Annotated in this window: 18 protein-coding genes; 13 read left to right on the forward strand and 5 right to left on the reverse strand. The window is 66.1% G+C overall.

Going from position 1 to position 19,958, the window contains the following annotated elements; all coding sequences use genetic code 11:
* The first annotated feature begins 154 nt into the window (after positions 1–154).
* The 10 genes from pheA (at position 155) to rfaE1 (ending at position 10,345) form a co-directional block, all read left to right on the forward strand.
* Positions 155–1,225: a prephenate dehydratase gene (gene pheA / locus RT688_RS13655; RefSeq protein WP_313705404.1), complete on the forward strand. Its 1,071-nt coding sequence runs from the start codon at positions 155–157 to the stop codon at positions 1,223–1,225.
* Positions 1,226–1,250: 25 nt separating this feature from the next.
* Positions 1,251–2,354, forward strand: coding sequence for a histidinol-phosphate transaminase (gene hisC, locus RT688_RS13660; protein WP_313705405.1), 1,104 nt, complete (start codon positions 1,251–1,253; stop codon positions 2,352–2,354).
* Positions 2,355–3,257, forward strand: a complete 903-nt coding sequence (locus RT688_RS13665; RefSeq protein ID WP_313705406.1) for a prephenate dehydrogenase/arogenate dehydrogenase family protein — start codon at positions 2,355–2,357, stop codon at positions 3,255–3,257.
* Positions 3,258–4,589, forward strand: a complete 1,332-nt coding sequence (gene aroA / locus RT688_RS13670; RefSeq protein ID WP_313705407.1) for a 3-phosphoshikimate 1-carboxyvinyltransferase — start codon at positions 3,258–3,260, stop codon at positions 4,587–4,589.
* A gap of 48 nt (positions 4,590–4,637) precedes the next feature.
* On the forward strand, positions 4,638–5,300 hold the full coding sequence (gene cmk / locus RT688_RS13675) for a (d)CMP kinase (protein ID WP_313705408.1): 663 nt from the start codon (positions 4,638–4,640) through the stop codon (positions 5,298–5,300).
* Positions 5,301–5,458: 158 nt separating this feature from the next.
* Entirely contained in the window at positions 5,459–7,135 is a 1,677-nt protein-coding gene (gene rpsA / locus RT688_RS13680) for a 30S ribosomal protein S1 (protein WP_312549002.1), read from the forward strand.
* 28 nt (positions 7,136–7,163) lie between these two features.
* The gene (locus RT688_RS13685) at positions 7,164–7,469 is read left to right on the forward strand and encodes an integration host factor subunit beta (protein ID WP_056344442.1); all 306 of its coding nucleotides are present in this window, start codon (positions 7,164–7,166) and stop codon (positions 7,467–7,469) included.
* A gap of 267 nt (positions 7,470–7,736) precedes the next feature.
* Entirely contained in the window at positions 7,737–8,075 is a 339-nt protein-coding gene (locus RT688_RS13690) for a LapA family protein (RefSeq protein WP_313705409.1), read from the forward strand.
* A 41-nt stretch (positions 8,076–8,116) separates the two neighbouring features.
* Positions 8,117–9,292, forward strand: a complete 1,176-nt coding sequence (lapB, locus tag RT688_RS13695; protein ID WP_313705410.1) for a lipopolysaccharide assembly protein LapB — start codon at positions 8,117–8,119, stop codon at positions 9,290–9,292.
* 75 nt (positions 9,293–9,367) lie between these two features.
* On the forward strand, positions 9,368–10,345 hold the full coding sequence (gene rfaE1, locus RT688_RS13700; protein WP_313705411.1) for a D-glycero-beta-D-manno-heptose-7-phosphate kinase: 978 nt from the start codon (positions 9,368–9,370) through the stop codon (positions 10,343–10,345).
* A 205-nt stretch (positions 10,346–10,550) separates the two neighbouring features.
* Here rfaE1 and RT688_RS13705 read toward each other — a convergent pair whose 3' ends face one another.
* The gene (locus RT688_RS13705; protein ID WP_313705412.1) at positions 10,551–11,276 is read right to left on the reverse strand and encodes a hypothetical protein; all 726 of its coding nucleotides are present in this window, start codon (positions 11,274–11,276) and stop codon (positions 10,551–10,553) included.
* Between the two features lie 208 nt (positions 11,277–11,484).
* On the opposite strand from RT688_RS13705, the gene RT688_RS13710 reads away from it, so the two are divergent.
* The 3 genes from RT688_RS13710 to cysM all read left to right on the forward strand — a co-directional run bounded on the left by RT688_RS13710 (position 11,485) and on the right by cysM (position 14,705).
* Entirely contained in the window at positions 11,485–11,853 is a 369-nt protein-coding gene (locus RT688_RS13710; RefSeq protein WP_313705413.1) for a helix-hairpin-helix domain-containing protein, read from the forward strand.
* Between the two features lie 149 nt (positions 11,854–12,002).
* Positions 12,003–13,373, forward strand: coding sequence for a M28 family peptidase (locus tag RT688_RS13715; RefSeq protein ID WP_313705414.1), 1,371 nt, complete (start codon positions 12,003–12,005; stop codon positions 13,371–13,373).
* A 429-nt stretch (positions 13,374–13,802) separates the two neighbouring features.
* Positions 13,803–14,705 (forward strand): cysteine synthase CysM, encoded by a 903-nt coding sequence (gene cysM / locus RT688_RS13720; protein ID WP_313705415.1) that lies wholly within the window; start codon positions 13,803–13,805, stop codon positions 14,703–14,705.
* 122 nt (positions 14,706–14,827) lie between these two features.
* Here cysM and RT688_RS13725 read toward each other — a convergent pair whose 3' ends face one another.
* The 4 genes from RT688_RS13725 to RT688_RS13740 form a co-directional block, all read right to left on the reverse strand.
* Entirely contained in the window at positions 14,828–15,184 is a 357-nt protein-coding gene (locus RT688_RS13725; protein WP_313705416.1) for a hypothetical protein, read from the reverse strand.
* Positions 15,185–15,635: 451 nt separating this feature from the next.
* Positions 15,636–16,895, reverse strand: a complete 1,260-nt coding sequence (gene mltB / locus RT688_RS13730; RefSeq protein ID WP_313705417.1) for a lytic murein transglycosylase B — start codon at positions 16,893–16,895, stop codon at positions 15,636–15,638.
* The gene (locus tag RT688_RS13735) at positions 16,892–18,904 is read right to left on the reverse strand and encodes a DUF3488 and transglutaminase-like domain-containing protein (protein ID WP_313705418.1); all 2,013 of its coding nucleotides are present in this window, start codon (positions 18,902–18,904) and stop codon (positions 16,892–16,894) included. Before RT688_RS13735 ends, mltB begins: the two co-directional genes overlap by 4 nt.
* Positions 18,901–19,953 carry a DUF58 domain-containing protein gene (locus RT688_RS13740; RefSeq protein WP_313705419.1) on the reverse strand — a complete coding sequence of 351 codons (1,053 nt, stop codon included), beginning with the start codon at positions 19,951–19,953 and terminating at the stop codon, positions 18,901–18,903. Before RT688_RS13740 ends, RT688_RS13735 begins: the two co-directional genes overlap by 4 nt.
* Positions 19,954–19,958: the final 5 nt, after the last annotated feature.

Consider the following 19,958-nt stretch of genomic DNA (forward strand, 5'->3'; position numbering starts at 1 on the left):
TCGCATCGACCGGACGCCATCGACGAAGCCGCCGCATATCGACCGATGAGACCGCGTGGGCACGAGTGCCCACCCTACGGGGCGAAGTTGTCGGTGATTGCCGCCGCCCGACCACGCAAACGATGACGGATATAGCCATTTAGTTAGCACAACAATGAACGACAAACTCAAACCCCTGCGCGAACAGATCGATGCGATCGACGCGCAAATCCTCGACCTCTTGAGCCGGCGAGGCCGCCTGGCCCAGGAAGTCGGCCACGTGAAGGCCGAGACCGACGCCCCCGTGTTCCGCCCCGAGCGCGAAGCCCAGGTGCTGCGCGGCGTTGCCGAGCGCAACGGCGGGCCGCTCAACAGCCACGACCTGCAGACCATCTTCCGCGAGGTCATGTCGGCCTGCCGCGCGTTAGAGAAGCGCGTCACCGTCGCCTACCTCGGCCCGGCCGGCACCTTCAGCGAGCAGGCCGTCTACCAGCAGTTCGGGCGCGCCGTCGAAGGCCTGCCATGCGCCTCGATCGACGAGGTGTTCCGCGCCACCGAGGCCGGCAGCGCCGACTTCGGCGTGGTTCCGGTCGAGAATTCGTCCGAAGGCGCGGTCAACCGCACGCTCGACCTGATGCTCGCCACCACGACCGTGATCAGCGGCGAGGTCTCGATCCCGGTCCACCACAGCCTGATGAGCAAGAGCGGCGGCATGGACGGCGTCAAGCTGATCTGCGCCCACTCGCAGGCGCTGGCCCAGTGCCAGGTCTGGCTCAACCTGCATTATCCGAACATCGAGCGGCGCGCGGTCGCCTCGAACGCCGAAGCGGCCCTGCAGGCCAGCCGCGACCCGGCGATCGCGGCGATTGCCAGCGAGATGGCGGGCGAGCAGTACGACCTGGGCGTGGTCCAGGCCCACATCCAGGATGACCCGCACAACCGCACGCGTTTTGTCGTGATCGGCCAGCACGCGACCACCCCGTCGGGCAAGGACCGCACCTCGCTGGTGCTGGCGGTGCCGAACCGCGCCGGCGCGGTCTACAATCTGCTGGCGCCGCTGGCGAAGCACGGCGTGTCGATGTCGCGCTTCGAGTCGCGCCCGGCGCGCACCGGCGCCTGGGAGTATTACTTCTACGTCGACATCGAAGGCCACCGCCAGGATCCTGCCGTCGCCAGCGCGCTGGCCGAGCTCCAGCACAACGCCGCCTTCTTCAAGCTGCTCGGTTCCTACCCGGTCGGCCTTTAATTTCTATTTTTGTGAGACGAAACCAATGACGCAATTCGGTCCAGACTACGTTCGTGCCATCGCCCCTTACCAGGCCGGCAAACCCATCGCTGAAGTCGCCCGCGAGTTCGGTCTCGACGAAGCCACCATCGTCAAGCTCGCCTCCAACGAGAACCCCTTCGGCGTGCCCGAATCGAGCAAGGCCGCGATGGCCCAGGCCGCGGCCGAGCTGGGGCGCTATCCGGACGCGAACGGCTTCGAATTGAAGGCCGCGCTGTCGACGCGCTACGACGTCCCGAGCGACTGGATCACTCTCGGCAACGGCAGCAACGACATCCTGGAAATCGCCGCCCACGCCTTCGTCCAGAAGGGCGAGTCGGTGGTGTTCTCGCAGTACTCGTTCGCGGTGTACGCGCTGGCCACGCAAGGCGTGGGCGGCCGCGCCATCGTGGTGCCGGCCGTGAACTACGGCCACGACCTCGACGCCATGGCCGCCGCCATCGAACCGGACACGCGCCTGGTCTACGTCGCCAACCCGAACAACCCGACCGGCACCTTCATTGGCGCCGAGCAGATCGAAGCCTTCCTGAACAAGGTGCCGGCCAACGTCGTCGTCGTGCTGGACGAGGCCTACAACGAATACCTGGCGCCCGAGCACCAGTTCGAATCGAGCGCCTGGGTGCGCAAGTACCCGAACCTGATCGTCTCGCGCACCTTCTCCAAGGCCTACGGCCTGGCCGGCCTGCGCGTGGGCTTCGCCATCGCCCAGCCGGCGGTGACCGACCTGATGAACCGTATCCGCCAGCCTTTCAACGTCAACTCGCTGGCCCAGGCCGCCGCAATCGCCGCGCTGAACGACAAGGAATTTTTGGCCCGTGGCGCGGAAAACAACTTCGCCGGCTACCAGCAGCTGACTGCCGCATTTGATGAGCTGGGCCTGGAGTACGTGCCCTCGTTCGGCAACTTCGTGCTGGTGCGCGTGGGCGACGACGACGGCGCCGGCGCCCGCGTCAACCTGGCGCTCTTGAAGCAGGGCGTGATCGTGCGCCCGGTGGCGGCCTACGGCTTGCCGCAGTGGCTGCGCATCTCGATCGGCCTGCCGCAAGAGAACGCAACCTTCATCGAGGCGTTGAAGAAAGCCCTGGGCTAAATGCTGGGCAAGGTCGTCATCGTCGGCGTCGGCCTGATCGGCGGCTCGTTCGCGCTTGCCCTGAAGGAGGCGGGCGCGGTGCGCGAAGTCGTCGGCATGGGCCGCTCGCCTGAAGCGATGGCGCGCGCGCTGGAACTGGGCATCGTCGACGCCGTCGCCGACTCGCCGCAACAGGCCATGGCCGGCGCCGACCTGGTGCTGCTGGCCGCGCCCGTGGCCCAGACCGGGCCCATCCTGGCCGCGCTGCTGCCACACCTGGAGCCGGGCACCGTGATCACGGACGCCGGCAGTACCAAGGGCGACGTGGTGGCGGCGGCGCGCGCCGTGCTGGGCGAGCGCGTCAGGCAGTTCGTGCCGGGCCACCCGATCGCCGGGCGCGAATCGAACGGACCGGACGCCGCGCTGGCCGGGCTGTATCGCGGCAAGAAGACCGTGATCACGCCGCTGCCGGAAAATTCCGCGGGCGACGTCGGGCTGGTGGCCGCCGCCTGGCGCCTGTGCGGCGCCGTCATCCACACGCTCACGCCCGGACAGCACGACGCCGTGTTCGCCGCCGTCAGCCACCTGCCGCACCTGCTGGCCTATGCGCTGGTCGACGACATCGCGAAGAAGCCGCACGCGGACCTGCTGTTCCAGTACGCCGCCAGCGGCTTCCGCGACTTCACCCGCATCGCCGGCTCGTCGCCCGAGATGTGGCGCGACATCAGCCTGGCCAACCGCGACGCACTGCTCACCGAGCTCGATGCATATCTGGCACAATTGACCGCATTGCGCGGGCTGCTCGCGGCCGGCGACAGTGCCGGCCTGGAGGCGGTCTTCGACAACGCCCAGCACGCCCGCCGCGCCTGGGGCAATGCCATTGAGGCGAACGAGCCGCCGCCGGGCCCCGAATCAGGAAAGTAAATGACGCAGCAAAAACACTACCCGCAGCACATCGACCTCGAACCCGTCATGCACGTCGAGGGCACGGTGCGCCTGCCGGGCTCGAAAAGCATCTCGAACCGCACGCTGCTGCTGGCCGCGCTGGCCGAGGGCGACACCACGATCCACGACCTGCTGGCCTCGGACGACACCATGGTCATGCTGGGCGCGCTGCGCGCGCTCGGCATCAAGTGGGAAGAAATCGACGAACGCACCATCCTGGTGCATGGCAACGGTGGGGTATTGCCGAACCATGAGGCCGACCTTTTCATGGGCAACGCCGGCACCGCGATCCGTCCGCTGACCGCGGCCCTGGCCGTGATCGGCGGCGACTACACGCTGCATGGCGTCTCGCGCATGCACGAGCGCCCGATCGGCGACCTGGTCGACGCCCTGAACGAGGTCGGCGCCCAGATCGAGTACACGGGCGAGCAGGGCTTTCCGCCGCTGCGCATCCGGCGCGGCCACATTCACGCCAGCCGCATCGCGGTGCGCGGCAACGTGTCGAGCCAGTTCCTGACCGCGCTGTTGATGTCCGCCCCGCTGATGGCGCGCGGCCATGCGGTGACCATCGACGTGGTCGGCGAGCTGATCTCCAAGCCCTACATCGAGATCACCCTGAACCTGATGCGGCGCTTTGGCGTCCAGGTAGACCAGAACGGCTGGGCATCGTTCACCGTGCAGCCGGGCCAGCGCTATGCCTCGCCGGGCAGCATCCATGTCGAGGGCGACGCATCCTCGGCTTCCTACTTCCTGGCGGCCGGCGCGATTGCCGGCGGTCCGGTGCGGGTCGAAGGGGTGGGGGAGAACAGCATCCAGGGCGACGTGCGCTTTGCCGACGCCCTCGAGCGCATGGGCGCGACCATCACGCGCGGCGAGAACTGGATCGAGGCGCGCTCGAACGGCGTATTGAAAGCCATCGACGCCGACTTCAACCATATTCCCGATGCCGCCATGACGATCGCGGTGGCCGCGCTGTACGCCGACGGCACCAGCACGCTGCGCAACATCGCCAGCTGGCGCGTGAAGGAAACCGACCGCCTCGCGGCGATGGCGCTCGAACTGCGCAAGCTCGGCGCGATCGTGGAGGAGGGCGCGGACTACATCCGCATCACGCCGCCGCACGAACTGCTGCCGGCAACGATCGATACCTACGACGACCACCGCATGGCGATGTGCTTCTCGCTCGCCTCGCTGGACGGCAAGGCGCGGCGCGGCAACGCGATGCGCATCAACGATCCGAAATGCGTGGCCAAGACCTTCCCCGATTATTTCGAGGCTTTCGCGGGCATTGCTCGCAACGAACTGTTTTAGAAAAATGAATCAACCGCGCGTCCAGCGCGTAGCCAGGTAAAAAGAAAAATGCCAAATTCCCACATTCCCGTCATCACGATCGATGGCCCGACCGCTTCCGGCAAGGGCACCGTGGCCGCCCGCGTCGCCGACCGGCTCGGTTATCACCTGCTCGATTCGGGCGCGCTGTACCGCCTGACCGCCTTGTCCGCCATGCGCGCCGGCGTCGACCTGGCTGACGAGCACGGCGTGGCGAACCTGGCGGCGCAGTTGCCCGTGCGCTTCACGGGCGACGGCATCTTCCTCGATGGCGAGGAGGTCGGCGCCCTGATCCGCGCCGAGGAAGTGGGCAACAACGCATCGAAGATCGCGGCGCTGCCCGGCGTGCGCCAGGCGCTCTACGCCCTGCAACTGGGCTTTCGCACGGCGCCCGGCCTGGTGGCCGACGGGCGCGACATGGGCACCGTCATCTTCCCGAATGCCCGCCTAAAAGTGTTTCTGACGGCAAGCGTTGAGGCACGTGCGGAACGCCGGTATAAGCAATTGATTGGCAAAGGATTTTCTGCTAATATGGACGATCTGCTGGCGGATTTGCAGGCGCGCGATGCACGCGATACCCATCGCAGCGTCGCCCCGCTGGTGCCGGCGGAGGGTGCGTACATCCTCGACACGTCCGAGATGACGGTCGATGAGGCAGTAGAACAAGTGCTGCATTGGAACGCACTGTTGTAAGGCGACGTTGTCGTCGCAGCTGTAATTTTGTGGTGCCGGTGTTGGCAATGTTGCCGCGCCGGTGATGTTCAACTTGACCCAGTTCAGGCCGCGTATTGCCGTCCTGCTGGCTAACCTGTAAATAACCTATGTCTACTGCAACCACCCAAGCATCCGGTATGGAAAGCTTTGCCGCCCTCTTCGAGGAATCGCTGTCGCGTCAAGACATGCGCTCGGGCGAAGTCATTTCCGCTGAAGTCGTGCGCCTGGATCACAACTTCGTGATCGTCAACGCCGGCCTGAAGTCGGAAGCTTTCATTCCTATCGAAGAATTCAAGAATGACCAGGGCGAACTGGAAGTCCAAGTTGGCGACTTCGTTTCCGTGGCCATCGAATCGCTGGAAAACGGTTTCGGCGATACCATCCTGTCGCGCGACAAGGCCAAGCGCCTGGCATCGTGGCTGGCTCTGGAAAAAGCAATGGAGTCGGGCGAGATCGTCACCGGCACCGTCAACGGCAAGGTCAAGGGCGGCCTGACCGTCCTGACCAACGGCATCCGCGCATTCCTGCCGGGTTCGCTGGTCGACACCCGTCCGGTCAAGGACACCACCCCGTTCGAAGGCAAGACCCTCGAATTCAAGGTCATCAAGCTGGACCGCAAGCGTAACAACGTCGTGCTGTCGCGTCGCGCCGTCATCGAAGCATCGATGGGCGAAGAGCGTGCGAAGCTGATGGAAACGCTGAAGGAAGGCACCGTCGTCACCGGCGTCGTCAAGAACATCACCGACTACGGTGCGTTCGTCGACCTGGGCGGCATCGACGGCCTGCTGCACATCACCGACCTGGCATGGCGTCGCGTGCGTCACCCGTCGGAAGTGCTGTCGGTTGGCCAGGAAATCACCGCCAAGGTCCTCAAGTACGATCAGGAAAAGAACCGCGTCTCGCTGGGCGTCAAGCAGCTGGGCGACGATCCTTGGACCGGCCTGTCGCGTCGTTACCCGCAAGGCACCCGCCTGTTCGGTAAAGTCACCAACCTGACCGACTACGGCGCATTCGTCGAAGTCGAGCAGGGCATCGAAGGCCTGGTGCACGTGTCGGAAATGGACTGGACCAACAAGAACGTGGCTCCGAACAAGGTTGTCCAGCTGGGCGACGAAGTCGAAGTCATGGTCCTGGAAATCGACGAAGAGCGTCGTCGTATCTCGCTGGGCATGAAGCAGTGCAAGGCCAATCCTTGGGACGACTTCGGCATGACCCACAAGAAGGGCGACAAGGTCAAGGGTTCGATCAAGTCGATCACCGACTTCGGCGTGTTCATCGGCCTGCCGGGCAACATCGACGGCCTGGTGCACCTGTCGGACCTGTCGTGGACCGAGCCGGGCGAAGAGGCCGTGCGCCGCTTCAAGAAGGGCGACGAGTTGGAAGCCGTTGTTCTGGCCATCGACGTCGAGCGCGAGCGTGTTTCGCTGGGCGTGAAGCAGCTGGAAGGCGACCCGTTCAACAACTTCGCAGCCCTGAACGACAAGGGTTCGCTGGTCACCGGTACCGTCAAGTCGGTCGAGCCGAAGGGCGCCGTAATCCAGCTGAACGAAGAAGTCGAAGGCTACCTGCGTGCTTCGGAAATCTCGCGCGACCGCGTGGAAGATGCCGGCACCCACCTGAAGGTTGGCGACAAGGTCGAAGCGCTGGTCATCAACATCGATCGCAAGGCTCGCAGCATCCAGCTGTCGATCAAGGCGAAAGACAATGTCGAGACCCAGGAAGCAATGCAGAAGCTGGCTTCGGACAGCAGCGCCGCATCGGGCACCACCAGCCTGGGCGCCCTGCTGAAAGCCAAGTTCGACAACAAGAACTAAGCAAGGTCTATCCTGACGAGGCGACCAGATGACCAAGTCCGAGCTGATTGCACGACTGGCTGAGCGTTATTCTCAGCTGGTCGCCAAGGATGCGGAGTACGCTGTCAAGACCATCCTCGATGCGATGACCAACGCTTTGGCTACCGGCCAGCGCATCGAGATCCGTGGTTTCGGCAGTTTCGCGCTCAACAGCCGTCCGCCCCGCATCGGACGCAACCCGAAGTCCGGCGACAAGGTGATGGTGCCTGAAAAACGGGTGCCCCACTTCAAGCCCGGCAAGCAGTTGCGCGAGCGGGTGGATGCGATGGTCGGGCAACCGATCATCGAAGACTGAGTCGTCTGCCGGCGCGCAGACAAAACGGCATCCGCGAGGATGCCGTTTTTTTTCGTCCAGCGGTGTGAGAACCGTAGGGTGGGCGCCCCGTGCCCACGCGTGAACGATGAACATTGTTGGCCCATGTTTATACGCCAACACCATGCGGTTTGATGCGCCAACACCATGTGAACGTTACGCGTGGGCACGGGGTGCCCACCCTACGCTTTGAAATAAAATTGCAGATATGCGACACTGCGCCTTTGCACACACCGGCAACATCACCCGATGAAATTCGTCTCCACCATTGCGGGATTTATCCTGTTCGTGCTGTTTTTCGGCTTCGCGCTGAAGAACACGCAGGCGGTCGACCTGCACTTTTTCCTGAACTACGAGCTGCGTGGTCCCCTGGTGCTGATGCTGCTGGCGTTTTTCATTGCCGGCGCCGCGCTCGGGATCCTGGCCGTGACGCCGACCGTGTTCCGTCACCGCCGCGAAGCCTCGCAGCACAAGAACACCATCCAGGCCCTGCAGAGCGCCGCCGGCACCGGCGCTGCCCAGCCGGCCGCGGATGCCGTCGCGCCTGGCCGTACCCAGCCGGCGCCACGCCCGGCCGCGCCGCGTTGATACCATGCGCCATACGGCGCTAACGAACATAAAAAGAAACCATGGAAGCTGAACTCTGGTGGCTGCTGGCCATTCCTTTCTTCTTTGGCCTGGGCTGGATCGCCGCCCGGGTTGACATCCGCCAACTCCTGTCCGAGTCGCGCACCCTGCCGCGCGCCTATTTCCGCGGCCTGAACCACCTGCTCAACGACAAGCCGGACAAGGCCATCGACGCCTTCATCGAGATCGTCACGCTCGATCCGGAAACGGCCGACATGCACTTTGCGCTGGGCAACCTGTTCCGCCGCCGCGGCGAGATCGAGCGCGCCATCCGCGTCCACCAGAACCTGCTGGCGCGTCCCGACCTGCCGCTGGAACAGCGCACCCAGGCCCAGTACGAGCTGGGCATGGACTACCTGAAGGCCGGCCTGCTCGACCGCGCCGAGGAAACCTTCAACGGCCTGGTCGAAAGCTCGTATTCGGTGCAGGCACGGCGCGCGTTGCTCGAGATTTACCAGCGCGAAAAGGAATGGAGCCGCGCGATCGATGCCGCCACCGGCCTGCAGTCCTCGGGCGCCGGCGCGCGCCAGAAGGAAATCGCCCAGTTCTACTGCGAGCTGGCCCAGGACGCGCTGGTGCGCAACGATAACGCCGATGCCCTGGCGCTGCTGGACAAGGCCCTGCACGCCGACCGCAACAGCGTGCGCGCCACCATGCTGCTGGGCGACGCGCTGCTGGCCCAGGGCGACGTCGAGGGCGCGCTGACGGTCTGGAAGCGTGTCGAGCACCAGAGCGTGCCGCACGTGGCCCTGGTCGCCGGCCGCCTGATGGACGGCTACCGCCGCGTCGGCCGTCCGCAGGAAGGCGTCAAGCTGCTGCGTTCCTACCTGACGGAAGCCTCGTCGATCGACCTGATCGAGGTGATCTTCAAGGCCGTGATCGAGCTCGACGGCGTCGATGCCGCGCACCAGCTGGTGGTGGACGAGCTGCGCCGCAACCCGACCCTGCTGGGCCTGGACAAGCTGCTCGAGGCGCGCCTGATGGATGCCCCGGCCCATGTCTGGGAAGAGCTCTCGATGGTGAAGAACCTGATCCACGGCTACACCGCCAAGCTGGCGCGCTACCAGTGCGGCCACTGCGGCTTCAAGGCGCGCCAGTATTACTGGCAGTGCCCGGGATGCAGCCAGTGGGAAACCTACCCGCCGCGCCGCACCGAAGAACTCAACGTCATGAACTGACGCCCGCCGGGCCGCCACAGCAGGGCGGCCCGGTCTCGTTTCGTATCGCTCCACTTCGCATCGCACCCACACGCCATGAGCACTGCCATCCCATCCCGCCTGCTGGCCGCAGGAGACTACCTCGCCAACCCCGCCCCCCGGCTCGACCACGTGCGCATGCTGGTGGTCGGCGACGTCATGCTCGACCGCTACTGGTTCGGCGACGTCTCGCGCATCTCGCCGGAAGCGCCGGTGCCGGTGGTGCGCATCGAGCGCCGCGAGGAACGCCTGGGCGGCGCCGCCAACGTCGCGCGCAACGCCGCCGCGCTGGGCGCGCACAGCGGCCTCCTGGGCGTGGTCGGCAAGGACGAGGCGGGCGAGCAGGTCGACGCGCTGCTGCGCGACTCCAGCATCCACAGCTACCTCAAGCGCGACGAGGCGATCTCCACCATCATCAAGCTGCGCGTCATCGGCCGCCAGCAGCAGATGGTGCGCATCGACTTCGAGGATGCGCCGACCGAGACCGTGCTGCGCGACAAGCTGACCCAGTTCCGGGCCCTGCTGCCGGACTACGACGTCCTGATCTTCTCGGACTACAACAAGGGCAGCCTGGTGAACGTGGCCGAGATGATCCGCGAGGCGCGCGCGGCCGGCAAGATCGTGATGGTCGACCCGAAGGGCGACGATTTCTCGATGTACGCCGGCGCGACCATCCTGACCCCGAACAAGTCGGAACTGCGCCGCATCGTCGGCAACTGGAAGAGCGAGGACCAGCTCACTGCCAAGGCGCAGGCGCTGCGCACCGAACTCGGCCTGGAAGCGCTGCTGCTGACGCGCTCGGAAGAGGGCATGAGCCTGTACACGGACCACGAAGTGCTGCACGTGCATGCGGATGCGCGAGAGGTGTTCGACGTCTCCGGCGCCGGCGACACCGTGATCGCGACCATGGCGGCCATGCTGGGCGCCGGCGCGCCGCTGGACGTGGCGCTGGCGACCGCGAACCGGGCGGGCGGGATCGTGGTCGGCAAGCTGGGGACGGCGACCGTCACGCGCGAGGAGTTGTTCGGGGCGTGAAGCGCGGACGTATCGGCGCCGGCACCTGAATGGCGTTTCGGCTGAGCATCAGTCGAAACGCGTGGGTTCGAGAACCCACCCTACAACGGCGATTCTCAGGCGCCGCCGCGCAAAACCGGTTTTCGTAGGGTGGGTTCTCGAACCCACGCGTACAACGCCGGCATATCGAAACACCGGCAACGAACGCCGCCCGACGCGAAATCCGTCACATCAACAACACCTCCCCATCCTCCGGAATCACCACCCGCGTACTTTCCGGATAATTCTCCCTGCCGTCGAAGCGGTGGCAAAACACCGTCTCCTGCGCATGGTTGCGCAATTCCTTGCTCGTATGCAGCGTCGCGACGACCCGATCGCCATCGAGCAGCGCGACCGGCACGTCGCGCAGGCGGCTGCAGACCGAGACGCCCAGCTTGCGCGTCACCGCCCACACCATCGGCTTCTGGTACCAGGGCAGCAACTTGCCGACCGCGCCGCGCGCGTCTTCGAGCAGGTGGCGCATCGCGCCGATGGTCCAGGCCTCGCGCGGCAGCGTCGGCACCAGCACCAGGTTGACCGACAGGTCCTCGCTGCGCCGGTTGATCAGGAAGTGGCCATGGTCCTCGGCCAGGCGCTCGTTCACGGGCACCATGAACAGGCCGTCGGCGCGGCGCGCGACCGGCATCGTTTCGTGTTCGCCTTCGAGCCAGACCTGGAGGTCCTCGATGCGCACGGCCTGGTGCGTCGGGCGCAACTGCACGGCCAGCGCGGCGCGCCCGCCCAGGGCCTGCTGCACCGCCTTGGCCATCGGATAGAACAGGTCGCGGTAGGGCACCAGGCGCGAGCGCGGCCCCTTGACCTCGACGGTCTGCAGCGGCTCGCGCGGCGCGTCAAAGGCGGCGGCCGCGCCGCAGGCGCACAGGAGAACGAGCAGCAAGAACAGTCTTGGCATGGCCAGCTCCGGACGGCTTCCTGGGAAAACCAGATGCTTTCACGGCTGTGCGAAAACTTCAACACGCAGTATTGGCAGTGTCGGTTTCGCGGCACAGTCGGCGCTTGATCCGGCTCGACCGTAACAGGTCAACAGTACTGACTCCCGGACGTTAAGCGCGCTGGACGGCATTCGCCGTTCCTGTACCTGTCACGACTATGGAGACCACATGATCAAGAAACTGATGCTCGCAATTGCCGCGCTGGCCGCCTCGGCCGGCTTCGCCTTCGCCCAGGTGGATGTCAACAAGGCCGATGCCGCCGCCCTCGATGGGGTGAAGGGCGTGGGCCCGAGCATGTCGAAAGCCATCCTGGACGAGCGCAGCAAGGGCGAGTTCAAGGACTGGGCCGACCTGCAGAAGCGGGTCAAGGGCATGGGCGACAAGAAGGCCGCCAAGCTGTCGGAAGCCGGCCTGCAGGTGAACGGCAAGGCGAAGGAGGGCGCCGCGATAGCCGCCAAGGGCGAGGCCAGGCCGGCCAAGGCGGGCGCCGCCAAGGGTGCCGGTACCGCCTCGGGCGAGGCCAAGGGCAGCATGTAAGCGCCGCGGGCAGGCGCGCCGCCCGCGGCCGGGCCACCGGCGTGGGCGGCTTCGCTATACAAATTTTTGAGGTGTAAGTACTGCAAGAAACGACATGTGCATGAGAAGATATGTTGCTTGATTGAAGCGCAACGATTCCAAGGATTCCCATGCCTCATTTTCGCATTACCGCCGGCCTGGTCGCCGGACTGATTGCCGGCGGCGCCTTTGCCGCCCCGGCAGCACCTGCCGGCCCCGACGTCACCCGCCACCAGGCCCAGATCGACAAGATCGTCGCCGAGATCTCGCCCAAGCGCATCGAGACCTATATCCGCAAGCTGGTCAGCTTCGAGACCCGCCACACGATGTCCGATACCGAGTCGGACACGCGCGGCATCGGCGCGGCCCGGCGCTGGATCAAGAGCGAGCTGGAGCGCTGCGGCGCCGGCAAGCTGCAGGTCGCCTTCGACAGCCATATCGCCCCGGTCTCGGCGCGCATCTCGCGCCCGACCGAGATCGTCAACGTGGTCGCCACCCTGCCGGGCGCCCAGGAAGCCTCGAAAGACCGCCTGTACGTGGTCAGCGGCCACTACGACAGCCGCAACACCGACGTGATGGACGCCACCGGCAAGGCGCCGGGCGCCAACGACGACGCCTCGGGCACCGCCGCCGTGATGGAAATGGCCTGCGTGATGGCGAAGCACCAGTTCGACGCGACCCTGGTCTTCATGACCGTCGCCGCGGAGGAACAGGGCCTGCTGGGCGCCGGCCACTGGGCGCGCCAGGCGCGCGCCAACAACCTGAACGTCGCCGGCATGCTGAACAACGACATCATCGGCAGCTCGCGCGCCGACGACGGCCGCGTCGACAACAAGCAGGTACGCCTGTTCGCGCAAAGCATCCCGGCCACCAAGGAGATGAGCGAGGCCGTGCGCCAACTGGTCGCCACCGGCGGCGAGAACGACTCGATCACGCGCCAGCTCGCGCGCCACGTCAAGGAGCAGGGCGAGCGCTACGTGAAGGGCTTCAAGGTCAACGTCATCCAGCGCCACGACCGCTACCTGCGCGGCGGCGACCACATGCCCTTCCTGGAGCAGGGCTATGCCGCACTGCGCTTCACCGAACCGAACGAGGATTTCGCGCACCAGCACCAGAACCTGCGCACCGAGGACGGCAAGGTCTACGGCGACCTGATCGACTTCGTCGACTTCGACTACGCGGCGAAGGTGACGAAGGTCAACGCCGCGGCCCTGGCTTCGCTGGCGCTGGCCCCGGCCGCGCCCAAGGACGTCAAGGTGCGCACCGCCGGCCTGACCAACGACACGACCCTGGTCTGGGCCGCGAACGCCGAGCCGGACCTGGCCGGCTACCGCATCGTCTGGCGCGAGACCACCGCGGCGCAGTGGGAGGGCGCGAAGTACGTGGGCAATGTGCTCGAGGCCACGGTCAAGCTGTCGAAGGACAACTACTTCTTCGGCGTGCAGGCGGTGGACAAGGACGGCAACGTCAGCCCGGCGACGTATCCGTTGCCGCTGCGTTGATGACGTTCTGACAGGCTGGCGTGGATACAGTGTCCACGCCGGTTTTCGTAGGGTGGACACCTGTGTCCACGCGGTCTCACCGGTGGCGAAGTGGCGCCCTGGCTTGAATCGGGTCGTTTGCGGTCCTGATCTGGTGCGAGGCCGATCATACGCACCATACCGCGTGGACACAGGTGTCCACCCTACGAACCCCGGTCATGATTCGCGTGACTGGTCAATCGAGCATTCGAACGACAATGCGACAACACCGATGTCAGTCAGTTCGCCGCATTTCCACCGATGAGACCGCGTGGGCACAAGTGCCCACCCTACGAAAACCCCATCCACGAATTCTCCGATCCCGCACAAGCCGGTCCTCTGGACCGCGTCACGACGCTCAATTGCTTATCCGATTAAAATGGTGGTTTGAAGAACCGCAAGAGAGCGAACATGGCCTACAAGACCATCGAAGATACGATCGGTAACACGCCGCTGGTGCAACTGGTGCGCCTGCCGGGCGCGGATGCCGCGGCCCGCAACAACGTCATTCTCGGCAAGCTGGAAGGCAACAATCCGGCGGGCTCGGTCAAGGACCGCGCCGCCATGTCGATGCTGAAGAACGCCGAGGCGCGCGGCCAGATCAAGCCGGGCGACACCATCATCGAGGCCACCTCGGGCAATACCGGCATCGCGCTGGCGATGGCGGCCGCGATTCGCGGCTACAAGATGGTGCTCTTGATGCCCGACAACCTGTCGATCGAGCGCCGCCAGAGCATGGCGGCCTACGGCGCCCAGATCATCCTGACCCCGAAGACCGGCGGCATGGAATACGCGCGCGACATGGCCGACCAGATGCAAAAGGACGGCAAGGGCATCATCCTCGACCAGTTCGCCAACCAGGACAATCCGCGCGCCCACTACGAGACCACGGGCCCGGAAATCTGGCGCGACACCGAAGGCCGCATCACGCACTTCGTGAGCGCCATGGGCACGACCGGCACCATCATGGGCGTCTCGCGCTACCTGAAGGAGCAGAACGAGAACGTCCGCATCGTCGGCGCCCAGCCGGAAGAGGGCTCGTCGATCCCGGGCATCCGCAAGTGGCCGCAAGCCTACCTGCCGAAGATCTTCGACAAGTCGCGCGTGGACCAGGTGGAAAACGTCAGCCAGGCCGCGGCCGAGCAGATGGCGCGCCGCCTGGCGGCCGAAGAGGGCATCTTCTGCGGCATCTCGGCCGCCGGCGCCTGCGAGGTGGCGCTGCGCATTTCGCAGACCGTCGAGAACGCGACCATCGTGTTCATCGTGTGCGATCGCGGCGACCGCTACCTGTCGACCGGCGTGTTCCCGGCGTAAGGTCCAACAGTAAATGAAATGACGAAGGGGCCACACGGCCCCTTTTTTATTGGCGCAGGATCCCGGTCACACGACCGTCTCGAAGATCCCGCGCTTCTCCGGCGCCAGGCCGGAGCGTGCGATTACGACTGCTCGCCGGTGTTGCTCGGCGCTGCAGGCGCTGCGCCTTCCTTCGGCTTGAACTGCTTGTCGCTGATGCGGAACTTGTTGCGGCGGTCGCCCATCAGGTAGCGCAGGTCGCGGATCGACAGGTCGCTCACTTCGTGCATGCGGATCAGCAGCGAGGCGCCGACCGGCAGGCGGTGGTGGCGGATCTTCGAGATGACCGGCGGCGCCACTTCGAGTGCGCGCGACAGGGCTGCGTCGTTCTTCAGGCGCAGGTTCTCGATCAGGGTGTCCAGCAGACGGTTCGGGTTGTATTGCAGCAGTTCATCCGATTCCGAATCGCTGTTCATATCAATGCCGACTTGGTTTGTCATGATTTCAATAATTCCTATGTGGGTTACGGAAAGTCGCTAGCGGCGTTTCGATTCCGGAAGGTCTTTCGAAAAAATCTACTCAATTGTACAACTATTTTGTGGTTCAGTACTTATGAGCAATAGAATTCGGTGCGAAGGTCTCTGTTTTGTTGTCTAATCGCAACAATAGCCGCAATGCAATTCTCTCACAAACTCACGGAAAAAATAATTGTTTTTTCGTTAAACTTAAGTGTAAGGGAAACAGGTTTTGCCCGCCGCACGTTTCAAAATGATATGCTCGGTTGACAAGACTTTGGGGAGTATGTCGCTCCCGAGAATGTTTCCATGGAGTATAGAAACGGGAACAACTGGGATACACCGGGGGAGTACCCGGTGCATAAAAGAATTCACTACGGCAAAACCTTGCCGATGAAGTTACAACCTGTTACAAAGTTTCCGGCTCTGCAATACTCTACAGCAGCGCATTGTCCCGCGTTTCGCGTACCGCGCGGCCCAGGTCGATCACCGACATCGCGTAGAAATAGCTGCGGTTGTACTTGGTGATGGCGAAGAAGTTGTCGCTGGCGGCCCAGTACTCGGTCGGCTCGGCGCCGTTCTGCAAATCGACCAGGCCGTACAGGCGTCCCTCCGGCAGCGGAATGTCGGGCGTGACGCCGGCGGCGGTCAGTTCGTCGGGACGCAGCGTGGCGCTCAGGCCGCGCTCCAGCAGCGGTTCCCAGGCGCGGCTCGGCGACACCGACGCCTGGATCACGGCCGGCCCCGTGTCGCGCGGGTTCCAGCCGTGCTGGACCAGGAAGTTGGCGACGCTGCCGATGGCGTCGGAGGTCGAGCCGCGCAGGTCGACGTGGCCGTCGCCGTCGAAATCGACGCCGTACTTCAAAATATTGCCCGGCATGAATTGCGGCAGGCCGACCGCGCCCGCGAACGAACCCAGCAGCGAGAACGGATCGATGTTCTCGTGACGCGCCAGCAGCAGCGCATTTTCCAATTCGCTGCGGAAGAAGGCGGCGCGCGCGGCCTGGTTCGGCGCTTCCGGATAGGCAAAGGCGAGGGTGGTCAGGGTGTCGAGCACGCGGAAGCGGCCGGTGTCGCGGCCATACACGGTTTCCACGCCGATGATGCCGACCAGGATCTCGGCCGGCACCCCATAGGTGGCCTCGGCGCGCTGCAGCGCTTCGGCGTTCTCGTTCCAGAAACGCACGCCCGCATTGATGCGGATCGGTTCGATGAAGCGGGCGCTGTAGGCTTGCCAGTTCTTCGGCTTGCCCGGCGGCGCCGGCTTGACCAGCTGCACCGCCGATTCGACGAAGCGCACCTGGCGCATCAGGGTGTCCAGTTCGGCGCGCGCGAAACCATGCCTGGCCGCCATCTCGTCGGCGAAATCGCGCACCGCCTGCCACTCGGCGAAATTGACCTGCTCGCCGTCGTAGTCGATGGTTTTCGCCGCCGTCACCGCCGTTGCGGCCACCGCGGCCGCGGCCACGGCTTTCTTGACCGGCTTGGCGGACTTGTCCTTGCCGGCTTTCGCCGCCTTGGCCGTCTTCACCGTGTTGGCCGGTGTCGCCTTCCTGGCGGACTTGCCGCCCTTGGCGCTCTGGGATGCCTTGGCCGGGCGCGTCTTGGCGGCCTGGCCGCCGTCGGCGGCGCTTGCTTGCGAAATCGGGGTGGCGGCGAGGAGGAAGGCGGCGAGTGCGGGTACGAACAATTTCATCTGACTTGCGAAAGTAGGCGCTTCAAGGTCGTGGCAAGATGGGCGTCGGCGCCGCGCGGCGCATAGCGCCAGCCGCTGTAGCGGTGCAGGAACTCCTGGGCGGCGGCCGCAGCTTCCGGCGCCAGCCTGCCTGCCGCCGCGATGCGCGCGGCGTAGGCCTGCGGCCCCTCGTCTGCCGAGCGTGCAAGTCCCATGCGGGACAGGCGCGTGCATAGGGCCGAGTATAGCGCATCGACCGGATCAACTTCCCGGCGGCGGCGTAATGTGCGTACCAGCAACAACACAATTGCCAGGATGCCTAGCCAGAGCGGCAAGCGCCAGTCCAGCAGCGAGGCCTGCAATTGCTCGACCATGCCGCGCTGGCGCTGCGGCGTGTAGTTCAGCACCCACTGGTTCCAGCCGTTGTTCATGGCGCCGGCCGCATAGCGCAGCTCCAGCAGCCAGGGATGGGCGGCGCCGTCGATACCGATCAGGCCTCCCAGGCCTTCGATGCCGAAGGGCGGGCGCGGCGGTATGGCGCCGGCCATGCCGCGCTGCACGCGCTCGGGCGACACCGCCGCTGTCGGGTCGATGCGCACCCAGCCGCGGCGCGCCAGCCAGACCTCGGCCCAGGCGTGGGCGTCCGACTGGCGCACGGTCAGGTAGCCGTCCAGGGGATTGATCTCGCCGCCCTGGTAGCCGGTGACCACGCGCGCGGGAATCCCGGCGGCGCGCATCAGGAACACGAACGCTTCGGCATAGTGCTCGCAAAAGCCGGCGCGGCTGCCGTACAGGAAGCCGTCGACGGCATCGCGCCCGAGCAGCGGCGGATTCAGGGTGTAGACGTAATGCTCGCTGCGAAAACCGCGCAGCACGGTGTCGACGCGCCGCGCCGGGTCGGGAATCGCGCGCAGCTGCATGCCCGCCATCAGCGCGCGCGGATTGCTGTCGCCGGGCAGCTGCAGCCACTGGTCGGCGTCGAAGGGCAGGGCATCGGCCTGCAGGCGGTAGTGCACGAACGAGGCGACCTGGTAGCGCAGCCGCACCGCGATCGGCAACAGGGTCGTCATTTCGACTTCGGCGCTCAGCTGGGCGGCGTTCCCGGCGACGCCCGGCAGGCGCTCGGGCATCTCGAGCGCGAACAGCCAGCGGTTGTTGGCCGGCTCCAGCGTGACCTCGTAGCGCAGCGGCTCGCCGGCGACCGACAGCGCCAGCCTGCGGTCCTCAAGGCCCTGGCGGCGCGCCGCACCGACCCGGGTCCAGGTGCGCCCGTCGTAGTCGCCCAGCACCGGGCCGCGCCAATAGAGCTGCTCGCGCGGAGGCGGCGCGCCCTCGAACTTGACGCGGAAGGCCACTTCCTGCGACTGCGCCAGGTTCGCCATCATGCCCGGCGCCATGGTCTCGGACAGGCCCGTGCGCGCGCCGCCGGCGTCGCCCGGCAGGCCCCACAGCGGCCCCTGGATGCGCGGGAACAGGAAGAACAGGGCCAGCGCCAGCGGCGCGGCCAGGCCCAGCATGCGCGCGCTCATCAGGAAGCGCTCGCGCAGCGGCGGCACCGCGCCGGCGAACTGGAAGCTCATCTGGGCCGTGAACAGCAGCAGCACCGAGAGCGCCATCAGGAGCGCGGTGACGATGCCCTGCTCGTAGAAGAAGTTGGTCAGGACCAGGAAGAAGCACAGGAAGACCACCACGAACAGATCGCGCCGCGCGTGCATCTCGAGCATCTTGAAGGCCACCAGCAGCACCAGCATCGCGACTCCGGCGTCGCGCCCGAGCAGGGTCTGGTAGCTGTGCATCACGCCCAGCATCGCGCCGCCGGCGAGCGGCAGCAGGAGCAGGCTGGGCGGCATGCGCTTGCCCTGCAGGGTGATCGCGGCGCGCCAGGCCAATGTGGCGCCGCACAGCAGCGACACCCACAACGGCAGGTGCGCCGTGTGCGGGATGAGCACCAGCAGCGCGCTGGCGAGCAGCAGCAGGGTGTCTGCCTTGTCGCGCGGCAGGTTCGAGATACGGGCCAGCATGGCCTTCATTGCGCGCTCCCGCCGCCGTGGGCGCCGCTTCCGTACAGCGCCAGCGCGCGCAGGCAGGCGGCCTGGTGCGCCGCGCCCAGCCCGGCGTCGAAGGCTTGGGCGCCGAGGCGGAACGCATAGGGCAGGGCGCGGCCCTCGGCTTCCAGCACCCAACGCGTCAGGCGCGACAGGCGTAGTTCCAGGTCGTCGCGCGGCGGCAGCGCGGCCAGGTCGAGCACCAGTTCTTCGCGCGCGCCGCCTTCGAAATGCTTGGTCGCGAGCTGTCCGCCCTCGCCTGGATCGAGGCGCGCGATCTGGCGCCAGGCCAGGCGCCGCAGCGGGTCGCCCGGCTGGTAGGCGCGCACGCCGGCGAAGTCTTCGCTGCCGGGGTGGCCGGCGCCGTCGCCGCGCGCGCCGCTGGCCCGTGGCAGCGGCGGCGCGCCTTCCTCGGGAAAGGGATAGACCAGGGCCTGCGCTTCTGGATGCCAGTAGGCCCAGGCGCGGAACAGCCCGAGCGGAAAGCGCGTGGAGAGGACCAGGCGCGGCGCCGCCAGCCAGCCGCGCGCGCTGGTGGGCACCGCGATGCGCACGCCGGCGCTGGACGAGGCCGGGACGTCGGCCACGTGGCGCTCTTCGCCGGCGCCGGCCAGGTCGATCCGGATCGCGTAGCGCGCACGCGGCCCGGGATTGGTCAGCAGCAGTTCGAACGACGCTTCCTGGCCGGCGAACACGCTGGGCGCGCGGCCGGGCGAAAGCACCAGGTAAGCCAGGTTGCGCCAGGTGAGCACCATGTCGACCAGCGCGCAGGACAGCGCCATGAAGGTGAGGGCGTAACCGAGGCCGAGGTTGTAGTTGATCGAACCGATGAGCAGCACCAGGATCAGCGCGCCGAAGCCCAGTCCCGGGCCGGTGGGCAGGATGTAGATGCGGCGCTGGCCGAGCACCAGGGCGCCGGCGTCGCGCCGGCCGTGGCGCCGGCCGCCGAGCTTGCGCGCCAGCCAGCCGGCGGACGAATCCGTGGCCGATGTCGTGGCCGACTCTGCGCTCGATCCCGCGGACGCCTGCGCCATGTCGC

This window comes from Massilia sp. (genome assembly GCF_032106685.1).
In the GTDB taxonomy this organism is placed as follows: Bacteria; Pseudomonadota; Gammaproteobacteria; order Burkholderiales; family Burkholderiaceae_D; genus Telluria.

What these genes read in the sequence shown, in the direction of transcription:
- pheA (WP_313705404.1), top strand. Translation starts at nt 155, where the DNA reads ATGAACGACAAACTCAAACCCCTGCGCGAACAGATCGATGCGATCGAC.
- hisC (WP_313705405.1), top strand. Translation starts at nt 1,251, where the DNA reads ATGACGCAATTCGGTCCAGACTACGTTCGTGCCATCGCCCCTTACCAG.
- RT688_RS13665 (WP_313705406.1), top strand. Translation starts at nt 2,355, where the DNA reads ATGCTGGGCAAGGTCGTCATCGTCGGCGTCGGCCTGATCGGCGGCTCG.
- aroA (WP_313705407.1), top strand. Translation starts at nt 3,258, where the DNA reads ATGACGCAGCAAAAACACTACCCGCAGCACATCGACCTCGAACCCGTC.
- cmk (WP_313705408.1), top strand. Translation starts at nt 4,638, where the DNA reads ATGCCAAATTCCCACATTCCCGTCATCACGATCGATGGCCCGACCGCT.
- rpsA (WP_312549002.1), top strand. Translation starts at nt 5,459, where the DNA reads ATGGAAAGCTTTGCCGCCCTCTTCGAGGAATCGCTGTCGCGTCAAGAC.
- RT688_RS13685 (WP_056344442.1), top strand. Translation starts at nt 7,164, where the DNA reads ATGACCAAGTCCGAGCTGATTGCACGACTGGCTGAGCGTTATTCTCAG.
- RT688_RS13690 (WP_313705409.1), top strand. Translation starts at nt 7,737, where the DNA reads ATGAAATTCGTCTCCACCATTGCGGGATTTATCCTGTTCGTGCTGTTT.
- lapB (WP_313705410.1), top strand. Translation starts at nt 8,117, where the DNA reads ATGGAAGCTGAACTCTGGTGGCTGCTGGCCATTCCTTTCTTCTTTGGC.
- rfaE1 (WP_313705411.1), top strand. Translation starts at nt 9,368, where the DNA reads ATGAGCACTGCCATCCCATCCCGCCTGCTGGCCGCAGGAGACTACCTC.
- RT688_RS13705 (WP_313705412.1), bottom strand. Translation starts at nt 11,276, where the DNA reads ATGCCAAGACTGTTCTTGCTGCTCGTTCTCCTGTGCGCCTGCGGCGCG.
- RT688_RS13710 (WP_313705413.1), top strand. Translation starts at nt 11,485, where the DNA reads ATGATCAAGAAACTGATGCTCGCAATTGCCGCGCTGGCCGCCTCGGCC.
- RT688_RS13715 (WP_313705414.1), top strand. Translation starts at nt 12,003, where the DNA reads ATGCCTCATTTTCGCATTACCGCCGGCCTGGTCGCCGGACTGATTGCC.
- cysM (WP_313705415.1), top strand. Translation starts at nt 13,803, where the DNA reads ATGGCCTACAAGACCATCGAAGATACGATCGGTAACACGCCGCTGGTG.
- RT688_RS13725 (WP_313705416.1), bottom strand. Translation starts at nt 15,184, where the DNA reads ATGACAAACCAAGTCGGCATTGATATGAACAGCGATTCGGAATCGGAT.
- mltB (WP_313705417.1), bottom strand. Translation starts at nt 16,895, where the DNA reads ATGAAATTGTTCGTACCCGCACTCGCCGCCTTCCTCCTCGCCGCCACC.
- RT688_RS13735 (WP_313705418.1), bottom strand. Translation starts at nt 18,904, where the DNA reads ATGAAGGCCATGCTGGCCCGTATCTCGAACCTGCCGCGCGACAAGGCA.
- RT688_RS13740 (WP_313705419.1), bottom strand. Translation starts at nt 19,953, where the DNA reads ATGGCGCAGGCGTCCGCGGGATCGAGCGCAGAGTCGGCCACGACATCG.